The organism is Mesorhizobium sp. 2RAF45 (assembly GCF_052115225.1).
In the GTDB taxonomy this organism is placed as follows: Bacteria; Pseudomonadota; Alphaproteobacteria; order Rhizobiales; family Rhizobiaceae; genus Mesorhizobium; species Mesorhizobium jarvisii.
In genome coordinates, this window is the sequence record NZ_JBFRGG010000003.1 from 380641 (window position 1) to 400579 (window position 19939).

At 64.9% G+C, this 19939-nt stretch carries 20 protein-coding genes; 5 read left to right on the forward strand and 15 right to left on the reverse strand.

What is annotated here, in order from left to right; translation table 11 throughout:
- Positions 1-2 precede the first annotated feature (2 nt).
- From AB4Z43_RS11275 to AB4Z43_RS11285, 3 genes are read left to right on the forward strand one after another with little or no spacing between them, the layout of a single operon-like run.
- The gene (locus AB4Z43_RS11275; RefSeq protein WP_064985191.1) at positions 3-1031 is read left to right on the forward strand and encodes an ABC transporter permease; all 1029 of its coding nucleotides are present in this window, start codon (positions 3-5) and stop codon (positions 1029-1031) included.
- Positions 1028-1996 (forward strand): ABC transporter permease, encoded by a 969-nt coding sequence (locus AB4Z43_RS11280; RefSeq protein ID WP_064985190.1) that lies wholly within the window; start codon positions 1028-1030, stop codon positions 1994-1996. The genes AB4Z43_RS11275 and AB4Z43_RS11280 overlap by 4 nt, the downstream gene beginning before the upstream one ends.
- A 2-nt stretch (positions 1997-1998) precedes the next feature.
- Positions 1999-2880 (forward strand): SMP-30/gluconolactonase/LRE family protein, encoded by an 882-nt coding sequence (locus AB4Z43_RS11285; protein ID WP_019862583.1) that lies wholly within the window; start codon positions 1999-2001, stop codon positions 2878-2880.
- Between the two features lie 67 nt (positions 2881-2947).
- Here AB4Z43_RS11285 and AB4Z43_RS11290 read toward each other — a convergent pair whose 3' ends face one another.
- The 11 genes from AB4Z43_RS11290 to AB4Z43_RS11340 all read right to left on the reverse strand — a co-directional run bounded on the left by AB4Z43_RS11290 (position 2948) and on the right by AB4Z43_RS11340 (position 13769).
- Positions 2948-3163 carry a hypothetical protein gene (locus AB4Z43_RS11290; protein WP_019862585.1) on the reverse strand — a complete coding sequence of 72 codons (216 nt, stop codon included), beginning with the start codon at positions 3161-3163 and terminating at the stop codon, positions 2948-2950.
- The gene (locus tag AB4Z43_RS11295) at positions 3160-3915 is read right to left on the reverse strand and encodes a COG4280 domain-containing protein (RefSeq protein ID WP_064985186.1); all 756 of its coding nucleotides are present in this window, start codon (positions 3913-3915) and stop codon (positions 3160-3162) included. Before AB4Z43_RS11295 ends, AB4Z43_RS11290 begins: the two co-directional genes overlap by 4 nt.
- 187 nt (positions 3916-4102) lie before the next feature.
- Positions 4103-4732, reverse strand: coding sequence for a phosphonate metabolism protein/1,5-bisphosphokinase (PRPP-forming) PhnN (phnN, locus tag AB4Z43_RS11300; protein ID WP_064985184.1), 630 nt, complete (start codon positions 4730-4732; stop codon positions 4103-4105).
- Positions 4729-5868 carry an alpha-D-ribose 1-methylphosphonate 5-triphosphate diphosphatase gene (locus tag AB4Z43_RS11305; protein ID WP_064985182.1) on the reverse strand — a complete coding sequence of 380 codons (1140 nt, stop codon included), beginning with the start codon at positions 5866-5868 and terminating at the stop codon, positions 4729-4731. Before AB4Z43_RS11305 ends, phnN begins: the two co-directional genes overlap by 4 nt.
- A gap of 35 nt (positions 5869-5903) precedes the next feature.
- Positions 5904-6611 carry a DUF1045 domain-containing protein gene (locus tag AB4Z43_RS11310; protein WP_064985180.1) on the reverse strand — a complete coding sequence of 236 codons (708 nt, stop codon included), beginning with the start codon at positions 6609-6611 and terminating at the stop codon, positions 5904-5906.
- Positions 6612-6762: 151 nt separating this feature from the next.
- Positions 6763-7575, reverse strand: coding sequence for a 5-deoxy-glucuronate isomerase (iolB, locus tag AB4Z43_RS11315; RefSeq protein ID WP_441937459.1), 813 nt, complete (start codon positions 7573-7575; stop codon positions 6763-6765).
- 4 nt (positions 7576-7579) lie between these two features.
- Positions 7580-7798 carry a hypothetical protein gene (locus AB4Z43_RS11320; protein WP_019862591.1) on the reverse strand — a complete coding sequence of 73 codons (219 nt, stop codon included), beginning with the start codon at positions 7796-7798 and terminating at the stop codon, positions 7580-7582.
- Positions 7799-7841: 43 nt separating this feature from the next.
- A complete protein-coding gene (gene iolE, locus AB4Z43_RS11325) occupies positions 7842-8759 on the reverse strand; it encodes a myo-inosose-2 dehydratase (RefSeq protein ID WP_441937461.1) in 918 nt (305 codons plus the stop codon).
- 188 nt (positions 8760-8947) lie between these two features.
- Positions 8948-10798, reverse strand: coding sequence for a 3D-(3,5/4)-trihydroxycyclohexane-1,2-dione acylhydrolase (decyclizing) (gene iolD, locus AB4Z43_RS11330; protein WP_441937463.1), 1851 nt, complete (start codon positions 10796-10798; stop codon positions 8948-8950).
- A gap of 35 nt (positions 10799-10833) precedes the next feature.
- The gene (locus AB4Z43_RS11335) at positions 10834-12768 is read right to left on the reverse strand and encodes a bifunctional 5-dehydro-2-deoxygluconokinase/5-dehydro-2-deoxyphosphogluconate aldolase (protein ID WP_441937465.1); all 1935 of its coding nucleotides are present in this window, start codon (positions 12766-12768) and stop codon (positions 10834-10836) included.
- 155 nt (positions 12769-12923) lie between these two features.
- On the reverse strand, positions 12924-13769 hold the full coding sequence (locus AB4Z43_RS11340; RefSeq protein ID WP_038651410.1) for a MurR/RpiR family transcriptional regulator: 846 nt from the start codon (positions 13767-13769) through the stop codon (positions 12924-12926).
- A gap of 156 nt (positions 13770-13925) precedes the next feature.
- Here AB4Z43_RS11340 and AB4Z43_RS11345 point away from each other — a divergent pair, with 156 nt between their 5' ends.
- Positions 13926-15035 carry a Gfo/Idh/MocA family protein gene (locus tag AB4Z43_RS11345; protein ID WP_441937467.1) on the forward strand — a complete coding sequence of 370 codons (1110 nt, stop codon included), beginning with the start codon at positions 13926-13928 and terminating at the stop codon, positions 15033-15035.
- Between the two features lie 11 nt (positions 15036-15046).
- Here AB4Z43_RS11345 and AB4Z43_RS11350 read toward each other — a convergent pair whose 3' ends face one another.
- The gene (locus tag AB4Z43_RS11350; protein ID WP_027047635.1) at positions 15047-15742 is read right to left on the reverse strand and encodes a helix-turn-helix transcriptional regulator; all 696 of its coding nucleotides are present in this window, start codon (positions 15740-15742) and stop codon (positions 15047-15049) included.
- A 129-nt stretch (positions 15743-15871) separates the two neighbouring features.
- Between AB4Z43_RS11350 and AB4Z43_RS11355 the strand changes: the two genes are divergently transcribed.
- The gene (locus AB4Z43_RS11355) at positions 15872-16507 is read left to right on the forward strand and encodes a LysE family translocator (RefSeq protein ID WP_064985172.1); all 636 of its coding nucleotides are present in this window, start codon (positions 15872-15874) and stop codon (positions 16505-16507) included.
- A gap of 32 nt (positions 16508-16539) precedes the next feature.
- Here AB4Z43_RS11355 and AB4Z43_RS11360 read toward each other — a convergent pair whose 3' ends face one another.
- The 3 genes from AB4Z43_RS11360 to iolG form a co-directional block, all read right to left on the reverse strand.
- Entirely contained in the window at positions 16540-17631 is a 1092-nt protein-coding gene (locus AB4Z43_RS11360) for a 3-deoxy-7-phosphoheptulonate synthase (RefSeq protein WP_069090754.1), read from the reverse strand.
- A gap of 328 nt (positions 17632-17959) precedes the next feature.
- Positions 17960-18754 (reverse strand): SDR family oxidoreductase, encoded by a 795-nt coding sequence (locus AB4Z43_RS11365; protein ID WP_038651421.1) that lies wholly within the window; start codon positions 18752-18754, stop codon positions 17960-17962.
- A gap of 73 nt (positions 18755-18827) precedes the next feature.
- Positions 18828-19829, reverse strand: coding sequence for an inositol 2-dehydrogenase (gene iolG / locus AB4Z43_RS11370; protein WP_038651424.1), 1002 nt, complete (start codon positions 19827-19829; stop codon positions 18828-18830).
- Between the last annotated feature and the right edge of the window lie 110 nt (positions 19830-19939).

The window sequence follows — 19939 nt, forward strand, 5'->3', positions numbered from 1 at the left end:
TCATGGTGATGTCCGTGGAGCAGACTGTGGAGATGGCGCAGAGGCCGGCCGAGACGAAGCCCACCAAGCCGGCCATCGACTGGCGCGGCCGCCTGCTCGACCGCGCGCCGTTCCTGGTCGCCTGCCTGATGCTGGCCTTGATTGTCGGCATCTATGGCAGCCTGCAATCCGGCGTCTTCTCGCTGGACGAGCTCAATCTCGACACGGCGGCGGCGATGACGCTGATGCTGGCGGCGACCGGGCAGACCATCGTGCTGCTGCGCGGCGGCATCGACCTGTCGATCGGCGGCATGATCAGCCTCGGCACGGTGATCGCGGCGACGCGCTTTACCGACGATGCGTCGACCACGGCACTTTGGGCGCTGATCATCCTGGCGCTCGGTTTCCTGATCGGCGCACTCAACGGCCTGCTGATCTCGCTGCTCAAGCTGCAGCCCTTCCTGGTCACGCTCGCCACCTGGTCGATCCTCAACGGCGTCGCCATGATCATCCTGCCGACCGATGGCGGCAGCATTCCCTCATGGTGGGTCGGCTTCGCTTCCGCACAGCCCCTCGGCCTGACCAGCCCGGTCTGGATGCTGCTGGTGCTACTGTTGTTCTGGTGGTGGTTTCGCGCGACGCGGGTCGGCATCGCCATCCAGGCGACCGGCTCCAACGAAAAGTCGGCCTTCCTGTCCGGCGTCTCGATCGCAAGGGTCAACCTCGTCACCTATGGCCTGTCCGGCCTGTTCGCGGCTGGTGCGGCGCTGTTCCTGGTGACACAGACCGGCGCCGGCTCGCCCACCATCGGCAAGGATTATATCCTGCCTTCGGTGGCGGCGGCGGTCATCGGCGGCGTCAGCCTGTTCGGCGGACGCGGCCATCTAGCCGGCACGCTGATCGGCGCCTTCGTGCTCACCCTGATAGGCAATCTGGTCTTCGTCCTGCATGTGTCGAGCTATTGGCAGCCGGTCGCCTCCGGCGTCATCCTGTTGCTCTCGGTGCTGGCCAGTTCCGTCGCCGAGAAAGCCGCAAGGAACCGTGTCCAATGAGCGCTTTCCTTGCCCGCAACCGCCTCATCGTGCTCGCCTATGCCGGCATGGTGGTGCTGCTTCTGGTCACGGCGCTGTTCTCGCCGGGTTTCCTGTCGGTCTCCAACATGCGCTCCACCGTCGTGCTGGCCGCCTTCGTCGGCATCGTCGCGCTCGGCCAGACCTTCGTCATCATCGGCGGCGGCATCGACCTGTCGGTACCCTGGGTGCTGAATTCGGCCGCCATCATCATGGCGCTGCTGTGCGGCGGGCAGGATCTGCCGCTGGTCTGGGTCATGCCGCTGCTGCTTGCCGGCGGCGCTTTCATCGGCTTCATCAACGGCATCGGCGTTGCCCAGTTCGGCGTGCCGCCGATCATCATGACGCTGGCCACAAACGTGATCCTGCAAGGGCTGATCCTGGTGCTGACCGGCGGCTCGCCGACGCCTTCGGCCCCGGCCCTGATCCAGTTCCTGTCGGTCGGGCGGCTCGGTGGTTTTCCGGTCATCGCGCTGATCTGGCTGGCGCTGACCCTGGTGGCGACGCTGCTGCTCTCCAAGGCGGCGTTCGGCCGCCATCTCTACGCGCTAGGCACCAGCGCCACGGTCGCCGAATTCTCCGGCGTGCCGACCGCACGCACCACCATCCTCACCTATGTCATCTCAGGCCTTACCGCCGCTTTCGCCGGCATGCTTTTGACCGGCTATTCCGGTCAGGCCTATCTCGGCATGGGCGACGCCTATCTGTTCACCTCGATCGCGGCGGTGGCCATCGGCGGCGCCTCCATCCTCGGGGGCAGCGGCCATTATCTCGGCACCGTCGCCGGCGCCATGGTGCTCACCATCCTCACCGGCCTTTTGCCGGCGCTGAACCTGTCGAGCGGAGCGCTGCTCATCGTTTACGGCGCTGTCATCCTGCTCACCGTGTCGATCGGCAGCGAGACCTTCGCCGGCCTCGGCGGCAGGCTGCGGAGAAAAGAGGGCTGACCATGGTCGAAATCACTTGCGTCGTCGATGCCAGGGCCGAACTCGGCGAAGGCACGCTCTGGGACCCCAAGGCCGGCGTGCTGTGGTGGATCGACATCTGGAAGAAGCTGATCCACCGCTATGATCCAGCGACCGGCAAGGACGAGACCTTCGAGACACCGGAATATCTCGGCTGCCTCGGCCTGCGCGAGAAGGGCGGCCTTGTGCTGACCATGGCCAACGGCTTTCACTTCTTCGACCCGGCGACCGGCACGTTCCAGGCGATCGTCGACCCGGAATCTCATATGCCCAACACCCGTTTCAATGACGGCAAGCCGGATCGCCAGGGCCGCTTCTGGTCGGGCTCGATGTTCGAGGTGCCGGGTCAGCCGATCGAATTCATCGGCGCGCTTTATAGGCTCGATCCCGACCTTTCCGTGCACAAGATGATCGATGGCATCGGTTGCTCCAATGGGCTGGCCTGGAGCCCGGATTCCAAGACCATGTATTTCTCCGACAGCCATGCCGGCGCGGTGTGGGCCTATGATTTCGAGGCCGCCACCGGCGATATCGAAAACCGCCGCACCTTCATCGACATGACGGCGACCGGCGGCGTCGCCGACGGCGCCACCGTAGATGCCGAGGGATGCTATTGGGTGACCATCCCGGTGACCAGCAAGGTCTGCCGATATGATCCTGATGGCGAATTGATGCAGACCGTGGTTCTGCCGACCGACCTGCCGACCTGCTGCGAATTCGGTGGCAAGGACCTCGACATCCTCTATGTCACGTCAGCCGTCCTCAAGCGCCCGGCCAGCCACTTCGTCCGCCAGAAGAATCCGGGTGGACTGTTCGCGCTCGATGTCGGCGTCAAGGGCCTGACCCTGCCGGCGTTCAAGGGATAGCAAGCATCGCTGGGGCATCGTTTTGCTATCGAAACGATGCCCGAGGTAGCGGCCATGCGGGCCGCCTTTATCGTTTGACCGCACGTGCCGCGCGGCGAACGCTTTGCAGCAGGATGGCGAGGCAGCCGACCAGCAGCAGCACGCCGCCGAGCAGCGGCGGCAGGGCCAGCAGCTTCACCGCCGCCGCGACGGCGGCCACCAGCACCAGCGCCAACAGCGCCAGATTGCCGTCATCGACGAACATGCCGAGGAATTCCCTGGCAACAAGACGGATGACGCTCATCGGGCGAACCCTCCGGCTGATACGGGATAGGTGCCGCGCAGCCAGCGCACCATGGCAAAGGACGCCAGCGTGACGATGGCAAAGATGGCGAGTAGGGCTAGATCGGCGCCCGGCCAGTCGGCGCCGATGCCTTCGCCGGTCCAGAAGATGCCGAAGCTGGTCAGCATCAGCCCGACCACGAATTTCAGCGCATTCTCCGGCACGCGTGCCAGCGGCCGGTGCACCGCCAGGCCGATAAGCATCACCAGGACGAAGGCTGCCAGCGCGCCCAGGCTGGCGTAGAGCGTCTGCCCATGGGCGGCGCCGACGGCAATGACGATGAACACAACCTCGACACCCTCGAGCAGCACCGCCTTGAACGAGGCCAGGCCGGCGAGGTAGTCGGCGCGGCGGTCATTGGCCTGCTGGCTGAGGGCGGCGGTCTCCTTGGAGAAGGCCGCCTCCTCGTCATGCAGTGCAATGACGCCGACGCTGCGCAGGATGGCCTTTCGCAGCCAGCGCATGCCAAACAGGACCAGCAGCACCCCGACGATGAACTGCAGCGTGGTGATCGGCACCAGCGCCAGCAGCGGCCCGAACGCCAGCACCAGCGCCGCCAGCAACGCCAGCGCCAAGGCGGCGCCAGTCAGCGCCGGGCGCCAGCTGCGCGTCACGCCGACCGCAAGCACGATGGTGAAGGCTTCGACGACCTCGACGAAGGAGGCGAGAAATGCCGCCGTGACCGTCGGGAGGATGGGCGTCAGCGTCTGCATGAAAGCTCCCTGTCCTCGTTCGCCCCGGATTCTCTGATCGGGTGTTCCAGGACGCGTGGCCTGGAATCACTTCTGTGGTCAGCACCACATAGCGCTCCGGAAGCCGCGGGAAAGCAAGTGAGCGCCAATGGGCGGCGCTTAGGCCAATTGAGCCGCGCACGCTGCCGCTGCAGGATGCACGCCTAAATCAGATCATGCCCGACATGTCGGAGAAGGCCATTGCCTTGCGCAGCAGCTCGGCGAAGCGCTCGCCGGCCACTTCGCGCGGGCCGCTATTGTCGATCGTGGTCACGCCGGGGCCGGTCAGGGTCACATTGGCGCTGCGCGCCAGGCGCGCCAGCACTTCGCCGCGCGACTCGCGGCCGCGCATCGCCAGCCGCTCGGCCAACACGTCAGGCGAAGCGGTGATCTCGACAATGGCCAGATTGGCATAGCGCTCGCGCAAGGTGGGAATGATCGCACGCGACACGTTCGCCACCGCCACATGGCCATTGGCGACCGACCAGTCGACATCGGCAGGCAGGCCGTAGCGCAAGCCATGCGCTTCCCAGGAGATGGCGAAGGCGCCGTCGGCCTCGGCCTCGACGAAGGCGGCGTCGGCCAGTGTGTCGTGATCCTCGCTCGCCGCATCGCTTGGCCGGGTGATGACGCGGCGGACGAATTCCAGCCGGGTCTCATCGGCGAAGAGGGCACGGGCGTAACCGATCACCGTGTCCTTGCCGGCGCCGCTCGGCCCCACGACGGCGACAAAGACGCCATGACGCACAGGGAACGTTTCAGCGGACAACTCGCGCTCGATCAAGGCCGACACCATCATGCGACCCGGCGCCCTTGCCGCCAGACGGTGCGCACCACCGGAACATGGTCGTCGACGCGCACGCGCACCAGGTCGGCGCGGCGGCCCTGCTCGATGACGCCGCGGTCGGTCAGGCCAACGGCCTCGGCCGGGTTCTTCGACACCATGGCGACCGCCTGCGGCAGCGAAATGCCTTCGACCATGTCGCCGAGGAAGAAGGCCGACTGGATCAGGCTGAAGGGAATATAGTCTGATGACAAGATGTCGAGCAGGCCGTCCCCGGCCAGCGCGCGCGCCGAGACATTGCCCGAATGCGAGGCGCCGCGCATGACATTCGGCGCACCCATCAGAACACCCAGGCCCGCGGCCTTCGAAGCGCGCGCCGCTTCCTCGGTGGTCGGGAACTCGGCAACGCGCACGCCCTGCTCGATCGCCTCGTCGACATGGCCCGATGTGGCGTCGTCATGGCTGGCAAGCACAATGCCGCGCTCACGGCAGGCAGCCGCGATCACCGCGCGGTTCGGCGCCGAATAGCGCGCCGATTCCGCCATCCGCTTCTCGCAGAACAGTTTGAAGTCGCGGTCGGTCAGCTTCAGCTTGCGCTGGTAGTAATAGGCATAGGTTTCGAGATTGACGAACTGACGCTGGCCGGGCGCATGATCCATCAGCGAGGCCAGCTTGACCCGGTCGTCCCGGTCGAAATCGGCGAAGGCCTGCAGGCAGTCCGGCGCCGAAACCTCGCAGCGCAGATGCAGGAAGTGATCGGCGCGCAGACGATCCTGCGCGACGCTGTCCTCGATGGCATCGGCCAGCTTGCGGATATCGGCTAAGGTGAGGTCGGCGTCCTCGTCCATGCCGACGCGCAAGGCGTCGAGCACGGTGGTGATGCCGGCCGTCGCCACCTGCGCGTCATGGGCAAGCACCGCGGCGATCGGGTTCCAGCGCACCTTAGGCCGGGGTGCGTAATGGCCTTCCAGGTGGTCGGTGTGCAGCTCGACCAGCCCGGGAATGACATAGTCGCCGCCCATGTCCTCGCCCGACCGGCTGCCGCCGGCATCGATGCCGGCGATAAAGCCGTCACGCAGCACCAGCGACCCCTCGACGATCTCGTTGGCAAGCACGATGCGGGCGTTGGAAAGAACGGTTTCGGCGGTCATTTCGAGCAGTCCTTTGGTTCTTCGAGCAGGTTAGTTCAGGCAGTTTTCCTTGCCGGGCGGCGTCCCAGCGCGTGCTGCGAAAGCACCATGAACGGCGCGCCCGGTTCGGGCTCGATAAACAGCGTCAACGCGTCGACCAGCACCGGCTGCCGCAACACATCCGCGAACAGGCTGTCGATTGCTGCGCGCAAACGAGGGCTTTCCTGTGGCCCGGCGCGGCCCGACAGAGTCATGTGGAAGCGGAAGGTCTCGAAGACATAGGGGTAACCCCACTGGCAGAGATTGCGGAACTCGGCCGGCTTCAGCGAATCCGGGCTGCGCCGTTCGATCTCGGCCTCGGTCAGTGGCGCGCGGAAGCGGTCGAAATCGCGCACCACCTCGTCGGCGAAACGGTTGAGCGGCGGCAGCGGTCCTTCCGGCACCAGCGCGAAGAAGCTGTCGATCTGGCTGACGACGAGACGCGGGATCGTCACAACCGGCGTCGCTTCGGCAAAATGGTCGATTGCGGCGCGCAGCGACGTCTCGGTCTCGCTGGCGGCCAGGCGAAAGGGTGCCTTCAGCGTCGCGTGGAAGCCATAGCGGCGTGCCGAGGCGGTGTGGAAGGCAACTTCCTCCGCCGCCAGATCGGCCACGGCCTCAACCGGCATTGTCGCCGCGCCGAATGGGTCACGGCCCAGCCAGTTGGCGGCGATCCGCGCCAGCGGTTCGTCCTGCCGGGGGGTGAAGTAGATGGCATAACGCATCGAAAATCCTCGTCAGACCGCTGCCATAGGTGATTTCCATGACGGATTGACGAAGCTTTGAAGGGTTTTCGAAGGCAAATCGACCCAATAGGTCCTTAGCCGACGATTTTTCCGAGCTGGACCAACAGGTTCAGGAGGAATCTCGGACCGGTCAGGCCTTCATCAACCATTCGTGCTCGGGCGCATTGTGGAATTTCCACGTCCGCTTCGGCCCGGCCATGACGTTGAGATAGTAGAGATCGTAGCCATGGCAGGCGGCGCAGGGGTGATAACCCCTGGGCACCAGCACGACATCGCCATCCTCAATCGCCATGGCTTCGTCCAGCGCGCGATGGCCATTCGTGTCGGCATCGGTGTAGACGCGCTGGAAGGCAAAGCCCTGCGGCGGGTTGAGGCGGTGGTAATAGGTCTCCTCGAGATAGGATTCTGCCGGCAGATTGTCCTGGTCATGCTTGTGCGGCGGATAGCTCGACGTGTGGCCGCCCGGCGTGATGACCTCGACCACCAGCAAAGAATCGGCCGGCTTGCCTTCCGGCAGGATGTTGGTGACGTAGCGCGTGTTGGTGCCCTTGCCGCGCACCTCCTGGCCGAGATCGTCCGGCCCGATCACTCGAACCGGCAAGCCGCCGCCGAGGCCGGGGGCCGAACAGACTGCGAGCTCCAATTCGGTGTCCGCTGTCACCGACCAGTCCGATCCCTCGGGCACATAGACCGACCACGGCTTGCCCTCGAAAGGCGACATACGCGCGCCGAGCAGGCCGAGATCCTTGCCTCCGGCTTTCGCCGTGCCCTTGCCGGTGACGAACACCAGGCAGACTTCGCGGTCTTGCGTCTTTCCCGAGGCGCTTTCGCCGGGTTGCAGCCGATGCAGGTCGAAACCGACATAGGTCCAGCCGGCACTTTTCGGCGTCACATGGGCAACGCGGCCATGGCCATTGTCGGCCTTCACCAGCAGCTTCGACATCGGGTTACTCCTTCGGTTCGGACTCGGCCGGCGCCTTGTTCTCATCAACCGGCTTGTACAGATAAAAAAACTGCCAGACGGCATAGCCGGCGAAGCCGAGCGCGATGGTGCCCCAGAATGGCGTGCCGGTGGTGAACTCGATGATCGACCAGATGATACAGACCGCGACGACGGCGACACGCCGCCACAACGGGCGGAAGAAGGGGTGCTCGGAATCTTTCATCGGGCCAATCTACAGCAACCTGCCTCGCCGTGAACCCGTCGCGTCAGGCATTCGGAAAACCCTGGGTTTCGACCGTGTAGCCGGCTGCCGTCATCACCCGCATCAGCTCCTTGTGGCCGACCTGCGCCATCTTGAGCGGCGGGTTCTTCTTCGGATCCTGCTCGGCCTCGACCACGAACCAGCCTTCATAGCCATGGTCGGCGAAGCGCTGCACGATGGCGCCGAAGTCGAGCGAGCCGTCGCCCGGCACGGTGAAGGCGCCGAGCGCCACGGCGTCGAGGAACGACTGTTTCGTGCGGTCGAGCCTGTCGATCACATCCATGCGCACATCCTTCACATGCACATGGCTGATGCGCTTGTGGTGGTTGTCGATGGCGCGCAGCACATCGCCGCCGGCAAAGGCCAGGTGTCCGGCATCGAGCAGCAGCGGAATGCCTTCGCCGGAATGGCGCATGAATGCATCGAGCTCCGGCTCGGTCTCGACCACCGCCGCCATGTGGTGATGATAGGACAGCGGCATGCCTTGTTCGGCGCACCATTCGCCGAATTCGGTCAGGCGCCTTGCATAGGCCTTCATCTCGTCGCCGGTGAGTTTCGGCTTGGTGGCCAGCGGCTTCGAGCGGTCGCCCTGGATCGAGCGGCCGACCTCGCCATAGACGATGCAAGGCGCGTTGACCGCCTTGAACAGCTCGATCATCGGCTGGATGCGATCCTTGTTCTTGCTCATCTCCTCATCGACCAGCGTGCCGGAAAACCAGCCGCCGCACAGCGTCACGTCGGCGGCTTTCAGGATCGGCAGCATGACAGCGGGATCGTTGGGGAAGCGCCGCCCCATCTCCATGCCGGTGAAGCCGGCCGAGCGCGACTGGCGCAAGCATTCTTCCAGCGACACGTCATCGCTGAGTTCCGCAAGATCGTCGTTCCACCACGCGATGGGGGACATGCCCAGTTTGGCTTTCAAGTCGTCACTCCAGTTTCAGTTCGTATCTGTCCTCCCCCTTGTGGGGGTCCGAAGGACGGGCGAGACCCGTGGCTCGCCCCGGCAAGTCGCTGCGAAGCAGCGGGGTGGGGGTGCGACGCCGACCCCCACCCGGACCCTCGGTCCGACCTCCCCACAAGGGGGCGGTAGGGAGCAGCGCCGACTTAGCATCAATCGCCAACGCTCTGCATCTGGCGCTTTTCGTCATAGGCCTTGCGCGCCGCGTTCACCTGCGGCCGCGCGGAGACTTCCGGCACCGCCACATCCCACCAATGGCCGCCGGCGTCGGTGGAGACCAGCGGGTCGGTGTCGATGACCAGCACGGTGGTGCGGTCGTTCGTCTTCGCCTTCTGCAGGGCGTTTTCCAGGCCGGCAATCGACGGCACTTTCTCGGCAATTGCGCCCATGCTCGCCGCGTGCGCGGCGAAGTCGATGTCGGGCAGGATTTCGTGGCGCGAATCCTTCAGGAGATTGTTGAAGTTGGCGCCGCCGGTCGCCATCTGCAGCCGGTTGATGCAGCCATACCCACGGTTGTCGAGCAGCACGATGGTGAGCTTCAAACCCAGCATCACCGAGGTGGCGATCTCCGAATTCAGCATCAGATAGGAGCCGTCGCCGATCATGACGACCACCTCTTCGCCGGGCTTGGCCATCTTGGTGCCGAGTCCGCCGGCAATCTCGTAGCCCATGGTCGAGAAGCCGTATTCGGCGTGGTAGGAACCCGGCGCGCCGGCCTGCCAAAGCTTGTGCAATTCGCCGGGCAGACCGCCGGCTGCATGCAGCAGCGTCACGCCGGAGCCCATGGCCCGCTGCACGGCGCCGATCACCTGCGCGTCGGACGGGAAAGCGGCGTTGGTCGAGGCCGTCACCTTGGCCGCGTCGGCCTGCCAGGCCTTCTTGCCGGTGGCCGCATCGTCGGTCCAGGCGGCAGGCGCCTTCCAGCCCTTCAGCACGGCACCGAGTTCGGCCAGTCCCTCGGCCGCGTCGGCGACCAGCGGGAGTGCCCGGTGCTTGCCGGCATCGAAAGGTTGGACGTTCAGCCCGATGATGGTCTTGCCGGAAGTCTTGAAAAGCGCCCATGAGCCGGTGGTGAAATCCTGCAGGCGCGTGCCGATGGCGAGCACCACATCGGCATCTTCCGCCAGCCGGTTGGCGGCCGAGGTGCCGGTGACGCCGACCGCCGCCATGTTGAGCGGATGATCGTCCGGCAGCGAGGATTTGCCGCCTTGTGTCTCGCAGACCGGAATACCGGCGCCCTGGGCGAATTCGGCCAGCGCATCGGAGGCCTGCGAATAGAGAACGCCGCCGCCGGCGATGATCAGCGGCTTCTTCGCGCCCTTGAGTGCCGCCACAGCGGCGGCGAGTTCGTGGCGGTCCGGGCGCGGCCGGCGCTGGTGCCAGACCCGTTCGGCGAAAAAGCTTTCGGGATAGTCATAGGCCTCGGCCTGCACATCCTGGCAGAGCGACAGCGTCACCGGGCCGCAATCGGCCGGATCGGTCAGCACCTGCATGGCGCGGCTCAGCGCCGGGATGATCTGCTCCGGCCGCGTGATGCGGTCGAAATAGCGCGACACCGGACGGAAGCAGTCATTGACCGTCGCCGTGCCGTCGGAAAAATCCTCGGCCTGCTGCAGCACCGGGTCGGGGATGCGGTTGGCGAAGACGTCGCCGGGCAAAAACAGGACAGGCAACCTGTTTACATGGGCAAGCGCCGCCGCCGTCACCATGTTGAGCGCGCCGGGGCCGATCGAAGAGGTCGCGGCCATGAAGCGGCTGCGGAAATTGGCCTTGGCATAGGCGATAGCCGCATGCGCCATCGCCTGTTCATTGTGGGCGCGGAAGGTCGGCAGTTCGTCGCGCACCTGGTAGAGCGCCTCGCCCATGCCAGCGACATTGCCGTGGCCGAAGATCGCCCAGACGCCGCCGAAGATGGGCACTTTTTTGCCGCCGATCTCGGTCATCTGGCGGGACAGGAAGCGGGTCAGCGCCTGCGCCGTCGTCAGGCGGATTGTCTTGCTCATGGTATTTTCCTCCGCAGTCCTTGTGCCGCGCCTTCTTATGCCGCCTTGCGGCCGCGCGCGGCAAGCCACGCCTCGGTCAACTGTTCGAAGCGCGACGCCATGTCGGCGACAGCCTCGTCATCCGACATCCTGCCGGCCAGCCACTCTTCGGCCGCATGGACGAAGATGGTGCGGCCGACGGCGAAACCCTTGACGATCGGCGCATTGGCGGTGGCCGCAAAGGCGGCTTCCAGCTCGTCCTGCGGCGCTTCCAGGCCAAGCAGCACGATGCCGCGGCACCACGGATCATGCTTCAGGATGACCGCTTCGATCCTGGTCCAGGCACCGGCTGAAGCCTGCGGTTCGAGTTTCCACCAATCCGGCTTGATGCCGAGCGCATAAAGCTCTTCCAGCGCGCGCGGAATGGTCATGTCGTCGAGCTTGCCATGCTTGCCCGCGATGATCTCGACGAGCAGTTCCCGGCCGACTTTCCGCGCCGCCTCGAACAGCGCGCGCAATTTCTGCTGCTGTTCCTCCTTCAAGGCCGCCGGATCGTCGGGGTGGTAGAAGCACAGGCACTTGATGCAATGGTCGACCGGCCATTCCACCAGTTGCGAGCCGATGTCCTGCGAGAACTCAAAACGCAGCGGCCGCGAGCCCGGCAGTTCCACGGGGCGTCCGAGCCAGGCGAAGGAATGCCTGGCGAATTCGAACATCGCCTCGCGGCCATGTTTCTCGTCGATCAGCATGCCGTAGCCGTCACGGCCGGCAGCGACCTTGGCCGCCGCCTTGACCGCCAGCACCTTGAAATCGCGGATGCGCGCCGGATCGGCGCCGGCTTTCGCCGCCACGTCTTCTAGCTGCACACGGTGATCGCAGGCGAGTGCCATCAGCGAGGGGATATCGCGCCGCCGGGTCGTTGCCCAATGGATATGGTTGATCGCCTCGTCCTTGCGCAGCGCCCTGTATTTGCTGCCGTTCTTGAGGAAGAACTGCAGCTCCTCGAAGGTCGGATATTCCGGCGCGCAGAGCAGCCGCGACACGGCGAAGGCGCCGCAGGCATTGGCCCAGGTCGCCGCCGTCGCGTGGTCTTGCCCGCCCAGCCAGCCGCGCAGGAAGCCGGACATGAAGGCGTCTCCGGCCCCCAGCACATTGTAGATCTCGATCGGGAAACCCTTGCCGACCACACCGTCCTCGAGATCGTCGCTGATCGGTCCGTCATAGACGATGCAGCCCATCGCGCCGCGTTTCAGCACGATGGTGGCCGCCGACAGCGCGCGGATCGTCTTCAGCGCGCTCAGGCAGTCGTCGGCGCCCGAGGCGATCATGATCTCTTCCTCGGTGCCGACGATGAGATCGCAATCGGGCAGCACGGTCTTCAGCTGGGCCGAGACCCGGTCGGATTTGACATAGCGCTCGAAGCCTTCGGCATGGCCGGCAAGGCCCCACAGATTGGGCCGATAGTCGATGTCGAAGATAACCTTGCCGCCCTTGGCTTTCATGATGCGGATCGCCTTGCGCTGGGCGGCGTCGCTGTTGGGTCGGGAAAAATGCGTTCCGGTGACGACGATCGAACGGGCCGAAGCGATAAACGCCTCGTCAATGTCTTCCGGCGCCAGCGCCATGTCGGCGCAGTCCGAGCGGTAGAAGATCATCGGCGAAACGCCTTCGCTCTCGACCGAAAGCAGCACCAGGGCGGTCAACCGCTCCTTGTCGGTCTTCAGCCCGTCGGTGTTGACGCCTTCGCGCTTGAGCTGTTCGCGGATGAAGCGGCCCATCTGCTCGTCGCCGACGCGCGTCAGCAGCGCCGAACGCAGGCCGAGCCTCGCCGTGCCGACCGAAATGTTGGCGGGGCAGCCACCAACCGACTTGGCGAAAGAGGTGATGTCCTCCAGCCGCGAGCCGATCTGCTGGCCATAGAGGTCGACGGAAGCGCGACCGATGGTGATGACGTCGAGCGGCGCCTGTCTGGCGTCCACGGCTTCGCTCATTGGAACCTCCCGTCAGTCTTGTTGTCAGGAACAACATTGTTTGGGTAACACGCGCGAGCGGCGGCGTGGTGCCGGGAATATGAAATAATAATTCCAATCCATAGTCAATATGGAATGAGCATTCCCGGATCTAAAATTGGCTTTTAGGTGCCCGATCAGGCTTTGCGCCTGCGGGCGGTATCGCGCCGCTTCTCGCCGACGCCAACGGTCAACGCCATGGCCAGGGCCATCGTCGCCGACAGCGAACGGAAGCCGGCGAAATCCGCCTCGGCAACCTCGAACCAGACCCTGGCGAACTGGGCGAGCGGCGAAAACGAGCTGTCGGTGATGGCGACGATCGGCACGCCCTGTTCCGAAATGGTGCGTGCTTCCTCGATGGTGGCCGGCGCATAGGGCGAGAAGGAGATGGCGATGACGGCGTCCGCCGGCGTGGCGAAGGCGATCATCTCGGCGTTCAGGCCGGCGGCCGATTCGATCAGCTGGTTGCGGATCTTCAGCTTGCCCAGCGCATAGGCGATATAGCTCGCCACCGGATAGGAGCGCCGCTTGGCTAAGACATAAATGGTCTGCGCCTTTGCCAGCAGCGAAATCGCCTCTTCCAGATGCGCATCGTCCAGCGTGCGCGAAATGTCGTTGAGCGAGGTGCTGGCGGCGGCGACGAAGCCGTCGAAGATCGCGCGGTGACCGGCGCCGCCCTCGGCCTTGGCGCGCAGCGCCTGCAGCCGCTCGTCATAGGATGAGTTGCGCTCGCGCAGCCGCTCGCGGAACACCTGCTGCAGGCTGGTGAAGCCGTCGAAGCCGAGCTGCTGGGCAAAGCGGATCAGGGTGGAGGGCTGCACGCCGGCCGAGGCGGCGATGCTGGCGGCGGTACCGAAGGCGATGTCGTCGGGATTGTCGAGCGCGTAGGCGGCGATCTGGGCGATGCGCTTGGGCAGGCTTTCGCGCCGGTCCAGGATGGTGGCGCGCAGCGTCTCGAAGTCGCGAGGTACCCGTTCGTCCATCGTCGGCCCGTCCAAGCTCATCCGTGAAACGTCCTCTCTGCCCCATCATAGCGAGCCTGCGCAAGAACGCCATAAAAAATGAGGCAGACATTCCATTTGGAGAGAAAATGGACTAATTCATCCACGCAGTGCTTCAGGCAGCGGAGGAAACGGAAAATGGTCGGCGTCGGTCTTATCGGCACGGGTTTCATGGGCAAGTGCCACGCCATTGCGTGGAGTGCCGTCGGCGCCGTCTTTCCCGACGTGGCCAAGCCCAGGCTCGTCCATCTCGGCGAGGTCAATGAGGAGCTTGCCCGGCGCAAGGCCGGGGAGTTTGGCTTTGCCAAGGCCTCAGGCGACTGGCGCGCCGTCGTCAACGATCCGGAAGTCGATATCGTCTCGCTGACCACGCCCAACCAGTTCCATCCGGAAATGGCCATCGCCATCCTCCAGGCCGGCAAGCATCTGTGGTGCGAAAAGCCGATGGCGCCGAGCTTTGCCGAAGCCGAGGCGATGGCGGCAGCAGCGAAGAAATCCGGCAAGGTCGCTGCCCTTGGCTACAATTACATCCAGAGCCCGGCCATCCGTCACATCGGCGCGCTGCTCGACGAGAAGATCATCGGCGAGGTCAATCATCTGCGCATCGAGATGGACGAAGATTTCATGGCCGATCCCGAGGCGCTGTTCTTCTGGAAGCACGAAGCCGCCTCCGGCTACGGCGCGCTCGACGACTTCGCCGTGCATCCGCTGTCGCTGGTCTCGGTCCTGTTCGGCCGCGTCGCCAGCGTCATCTGCGATATGGCCAAGCCCTATGCCGACCGCAAGCTGGCGGCGGGCGGCCGCCGCGCGGTCGAGACCTACGACATCGCCAGCATCTTGATGCATCTGGAAAACGGCATTGCCGGCACGCTCCAGGTCAACCGCTCGGCCTGGGGCCGCAAAGGCCGCATCGCCATCCAGATCTTCGGCTCCAAGGGCTCGATCCTGTTCGATCAGGAGCGGATGAACGAATTGCAGCTCTATCTCACCGCTGATCGCCCGACCGAGCAGGGCTACCGCACCATCCTGGTGGCGCCGCACCACAAGCCCTACGACGCCTTCCTGCCGGCGCCCGGCCATGGCCTGGGCTTCAACGACCTCAAGATCATCGAGTGCCACGAATTGCTGACGCGGCTCGCCGGCAGACCGGCGCGCCTCATGGAATTCGCGCAAGGTCTGGAGATCGAGCGCACCGTGCACGCCATGGCACGCTCCTTCGAGGAAAAGCGCTGGGTGGATGTGCGGTAATACCTGCTCGTCTAGCCGCCGGGGGCCGGGGTTTCCCAGCCGTCGACCCAGATTTGGCGCAGGCGGTCGCCTTCGCCCTTGAAGTGCAGCCCGGTCGGCTGGCAGTCCTCGATGCGGTCGCTGCGGAAATTGCGGATCGCGTGCCGCAGTTCGCACCAGGCGACGATGTTGGCGGACTCGGCGTAGTAGATCAGCGCGATCGGCCGGATGATGCGTTGCGTGGTCCGGCCTGCTTCGTCGCGATAGGAGAGGTCGAGCTTCTCCTCGTCGCGGACGGCGCGGCGCACCAGCGCCAGGTCGATCGTGCCGGCCGAGGGGGCGGCAAAGCCCCAGGCATGCAGGGCATTGGCGTCGAATGTCTGGCGCAGCGGCGGCGGCACCGCGCCGGCGATCTTGCTGCTGACGCGCTTGGCCGCCTGCTTGAGTTCGTCGTCGCCCGTGCGCTCCAGCAGCGCCAGCGACAGCACGATCGCCTCCATCTCCTCGATCGAAAACATCAGCGGCGGCAGGTCGAAACCGGGGCGCAAGATATAACCGATGCCGCGCCCACCCTCGATCGGCACGCGCATCGCCTGAAGTGCGGCGATGTCGCGATAGATCGAACGGATCGTCACTTCCAGCCGTTCGGCGATCATGGCGGCCGTCACCGGCTGCCGCGCCAGCCGCAGGATCTGGATGATCTCGAACAGGCGTGACGCCTTGCGCATATTCCTCACCCGGCTCCGACCGCAACTGACACACCCTTGTCAGTTGGGTCGACCTATAGGACTGCCTATCGAATTGAAAATCAACAGGTTCCGCTGCGGCTTGGTGGAACGAGGCGACAGGCAACTGACATGGGCTACGCGGAAAATCTCTGGCTTTTCTTTATCCTGCTGTTCGGCATCATCGCCGTTCCGGGCATGGACATGCTGTTCGTGCTGGCCAATGCGCTGACCGGCGGCCGCGACAGGGGTCTGGCCGCGACCGGCGGCATCATGGTCGGCGGCATGGTGCACACGCTGAACGGGGCGATCGGCGTCGGCCTGCTGATGCATTTCGTGCCGATCCTGTTCAAGCCCCTGCTGATCGCCGGCGCCGCCTACATGGCCTTCATCGGCATCACGCTGATGCGCAGCTCCATCACCGTCGGTCAGGACGGGCCTGTCGGCAGCCGCTCCGCATGGAAGGCGTTTCGCCAGGGGCTGGTGACCTGCCTGATCAATCCGAAGGCCTATCTGTTCGTGCTTGCCGTCTATCCGCAGTTCCTGAAGCCGGACTACGGCCCGATCTGGGTGCAGGCGACTGTCATGGGTCTGATGACGGTGATCACCCAGGCCGCGATCTATGGCGGGCTTGCAATCACCGCCGGCCGCAGCCGCAAGCTTCTGATCGCCAATCCGCGGGCGACCATCCTTGCCGGCCGCGCGGCCGGGCTGTTGCTCTTTGCGGTCTCGGTGTTCACCGCCTGGGAAGGGCTGAGGACGGCGTAATCCAGCGCCGCCCTTCCCACATTGCCGTCCTGTCAGGCAGCGCCTTGCCGGCTTTCCAGCATGGCGCGGCGTGCCGACCGGCGCCATTCGACGGCGCCGGCAAGGCCGTGCAGCACGGTCTCGGTGGTCGCCCAGTCGATACAGCCATCCGTGATGCTCTGGCCATATACGAGCGGCTTGCCGGGCACCACGTCCTGCCGGCCGGCGACGAGATTGCTCTCGATCATCAGGCCGATGATGCGCTCGTCGCCCGCCGCCACCTGGCCGGCCACATCGGCCGCCACCTTGGGCTGGTTCTCCGGCTTCTTGGTCGAGTTGGCGTGGCTGGCATCGATCATCAGCCGCGGCGCGACACCGAGGCGGGCGAGTTCGAGCGAGGCCGCCTCGACGCTTGCCGCGTCATAGTTCGGCTGGACGCCGCCGCGCAGGATGACGTGGCAGTCTTCATTGCCCGTGGTGGTGGCAATGCCGCTGCGTCCCCCCTTGGTCACCGCCATGAAATGATGCGGCTGGGTGGCCGATTTCACCGCCTCGCCGGCGATCCTGAGATTGCCGTCGGTGCCGTTCTTGAAGCCGACCGGGCAGGACAGGCCCGAGGCCAGCTCGCGGTGGATCTGGCTCTCGGTGGTGCGCGCGCCGATGGCGCCCCAGGCGACGAGGTCGGCAATGTATTGTGGCGTGGTCATGTCGAGGAATTCGGTCGCCGCCGGCAGGCCGAGATTGTTGACCGCCGACAGCACATTGCGCGCCATCCTGAGCCCCTTGTCGATGTTGAAGCTGCCGTCGAGGTCGGGGTCGTTGATCAGGCCCTTCCAGCCGACCGTGGTGCGCGGCTTCTCGAAATACACCCGCATCACGATCTCGAGCCGGTCGGACAGGGTCTCGCGCAGCGCCGCCAGACGGCTGGCATAGTCAACGGCCGCGACCGGATCATGGATCGAACAAGGTCCGACGACGACAAGCAGCCGGTCGTCGGTGCCGTTCAATATGGCGTGGATGGCATTGCGTGAGGCGCTCACGGTGCGCGTCGCCGTCAGCGTGCGCGGGATCTCCCGCATCACCTGGTCCGGCGTGCTCAGTTCTCGGATTTCCTTGACCCGAAGGTCGTCTGTGGTGGTCAACACGGCTTTCTGCTCCTGTTAGGAGACCTGCCGGCTGAAACAAAAAAGCCGCCAGGTCTGGCGGCTGTTCGGATCTTGTTGCTGCAATCTTCAGATCGAGCGCAATCCTCCCGCCGCCAGCGAGCTGCTAAAGTACCAATAGGTGGCGGACAGGTGGATCATGCGGCTCATATAGTCGAAGCCGAGGCGTTTGTCACGTCCCCTCGACGACAGTCAATCAGGGATGAGCCGTACCCTCGCGATTTCGTCATCCTCAGGCTGCGCGGCGTCGCTTCGCTCCTTGCTCCGCCCGTGGATGACGAAGTGAGGAGCGTTTGCGCAGGGCTCGCTGCTACTCCGGCGACGACCCGGCAACGCTCTGGTCGTAGTCAACCAGCGACCCCGTCATCACCCCCGATTGCGGGCTGACCATGTAGCTGATCAGCCGGGCCAGCTGGTCCGGCTTGACCAATTGGCCCATCGGCTGCGCGGCTTCGGCTTTCGCCAGCCAGTCGTCCGGGGCGTCGTGCCATTTCTTCTGCACGATGTCCTCGCCCTCGGTATCCATCCATCCAGGCAGCACCGCGTTGCAGCGGATGCGGTTGAAGCGATAGGCGTTGGCGACGTTCTTGGTCAGCGTCATCAGCGCGCCCTTGCTGGTCGAATAGGGCGTCAGGAACGACTGGCCGCAATGCGCCGACATCGACAGCACGTTGACGATCGAGCCCGGCGCCTTGCGCTCCAGGAGATGGGCGACCAGCCCCTGCATCAAGAAGAAGGGTCCGCGCACATTGGTGGCGAAGATCTGGTCGAAAAGCTCTTCCGAGGTTTCGACCAGCGAGCCGCGCGCCGAGGTGGCGGCGGCGTTGACCAGCGCGTTCAGCGTGCCGAAATGAGCGAGCGCGGTCGAAACCGCGCGCTTGCAGTCCGCCACCTTCGAGACGTCGGCGCTGACAAAGATCGCGTCGACGCCGGCCTTTTTGAAATGGGCAACGGCCTTGTCGCCCTTCTCCTGCGAGCGGCCGATGAGCGCCAATGCCCGGCAGCCCTCGTCGGCCAGCGCCTCGGCGACGGCAAAGCCGATGCCTTGCGCGCCGCCGGTGACGATGGCGCGTGTCTGTGAATTACGATCGGCGGATGCGCTCATCGCCCTACTCCTTTGTTAGGTTCCAAACATCAAGGTGTGTTTAGGTTCGGGTCAGGCCGGCCTCACCCGAATATCAACGCACCGTGTCGAGACGAACGGTCTTGCCTGTAGTCGCCGACTTCAGCGCCGCATCCGCCAGCTTCAGCGCCACGAGGCCGTCTGCACCGCTCGGTGCCGCTTTCTTGCCTGATGTCGCGGCGGCGATGAACGAGGCGATCTCGATCGCATAGGCGTCGAGATAGCGGGTCATGAAGAAATCGTGCAGCGGTGGGCGCGTATAGCCCTTCTCATTGGCCAGTTCGATGGACACCGGCCTCTGGTTCTCGGCTGCGATCATGCCTTTCGAGCCATGCACTTCGATGCGCTGGTCGTAACCATAGGTGGCGCGGCGCGAATTGGAGATGACGGCCTGCTTGCCGGAAGCCGTCTCCAGGATGACGCTGACGCTGTCGAAATCGCCGGCCTCGCCGATCTTCTTGTCGACCAGCACCGAGGCGTGGGCGCTCACGGCAACGGGCTCTTCGCCGAGCAGGAAGCGCGCCATGTCGAAATCATGGATGGTCATGTCGCGGAAAATGCCACCGGAGCGCTTGATGTAGTCGATCGGCGGCGCGCCGGGATCGCGCGAGGTGATGGTGACCATCTCGACCGTGCCGATGGCGCCGTCGTCGATTGCCTTGCGCACGGCGGCGAAGTGGGGGTCGAAGCGGCGGTTGAAGCCGACCATCAGCGTCGCCTTGGCCTTCTCGACCACGGCCAGGCATTTTTCGACGCGCTTGACGTTCAGGTCGATCGGCTTCTCGCAGAAGATCGCCTTGCCGGCCTTGGCGAAACGCTCGATCAGATCGGCATGGGTGTCGGTCGGCGTGCAGATGACGACGGCGTCAATGTCCTTGGACTTTTCGATGGCGTCGATGGTGCGCACTTCGGCGCCATAGGCCGTTGCCAGTTCGGTCGCCGCCTTCTCGAAGGCGTCGGCCACCGCCACCAGTTTGGCCTGCGGGTTGGAGCCGACAGCGCGGGCGTGGACCTTGCCGATGCGGCCGGCACCGAGGAGGGCGAAACGAACAGTCATGGATGTTTCCTCTGAGGGATGGGTTCGAGAGCGTTGTGTCCGCACCTTCCTGTTAGGGAAAGGTGCCTGGGGTATTTTGTTGGCGCGGCAGATCGTCCCGGAAGCGGGCG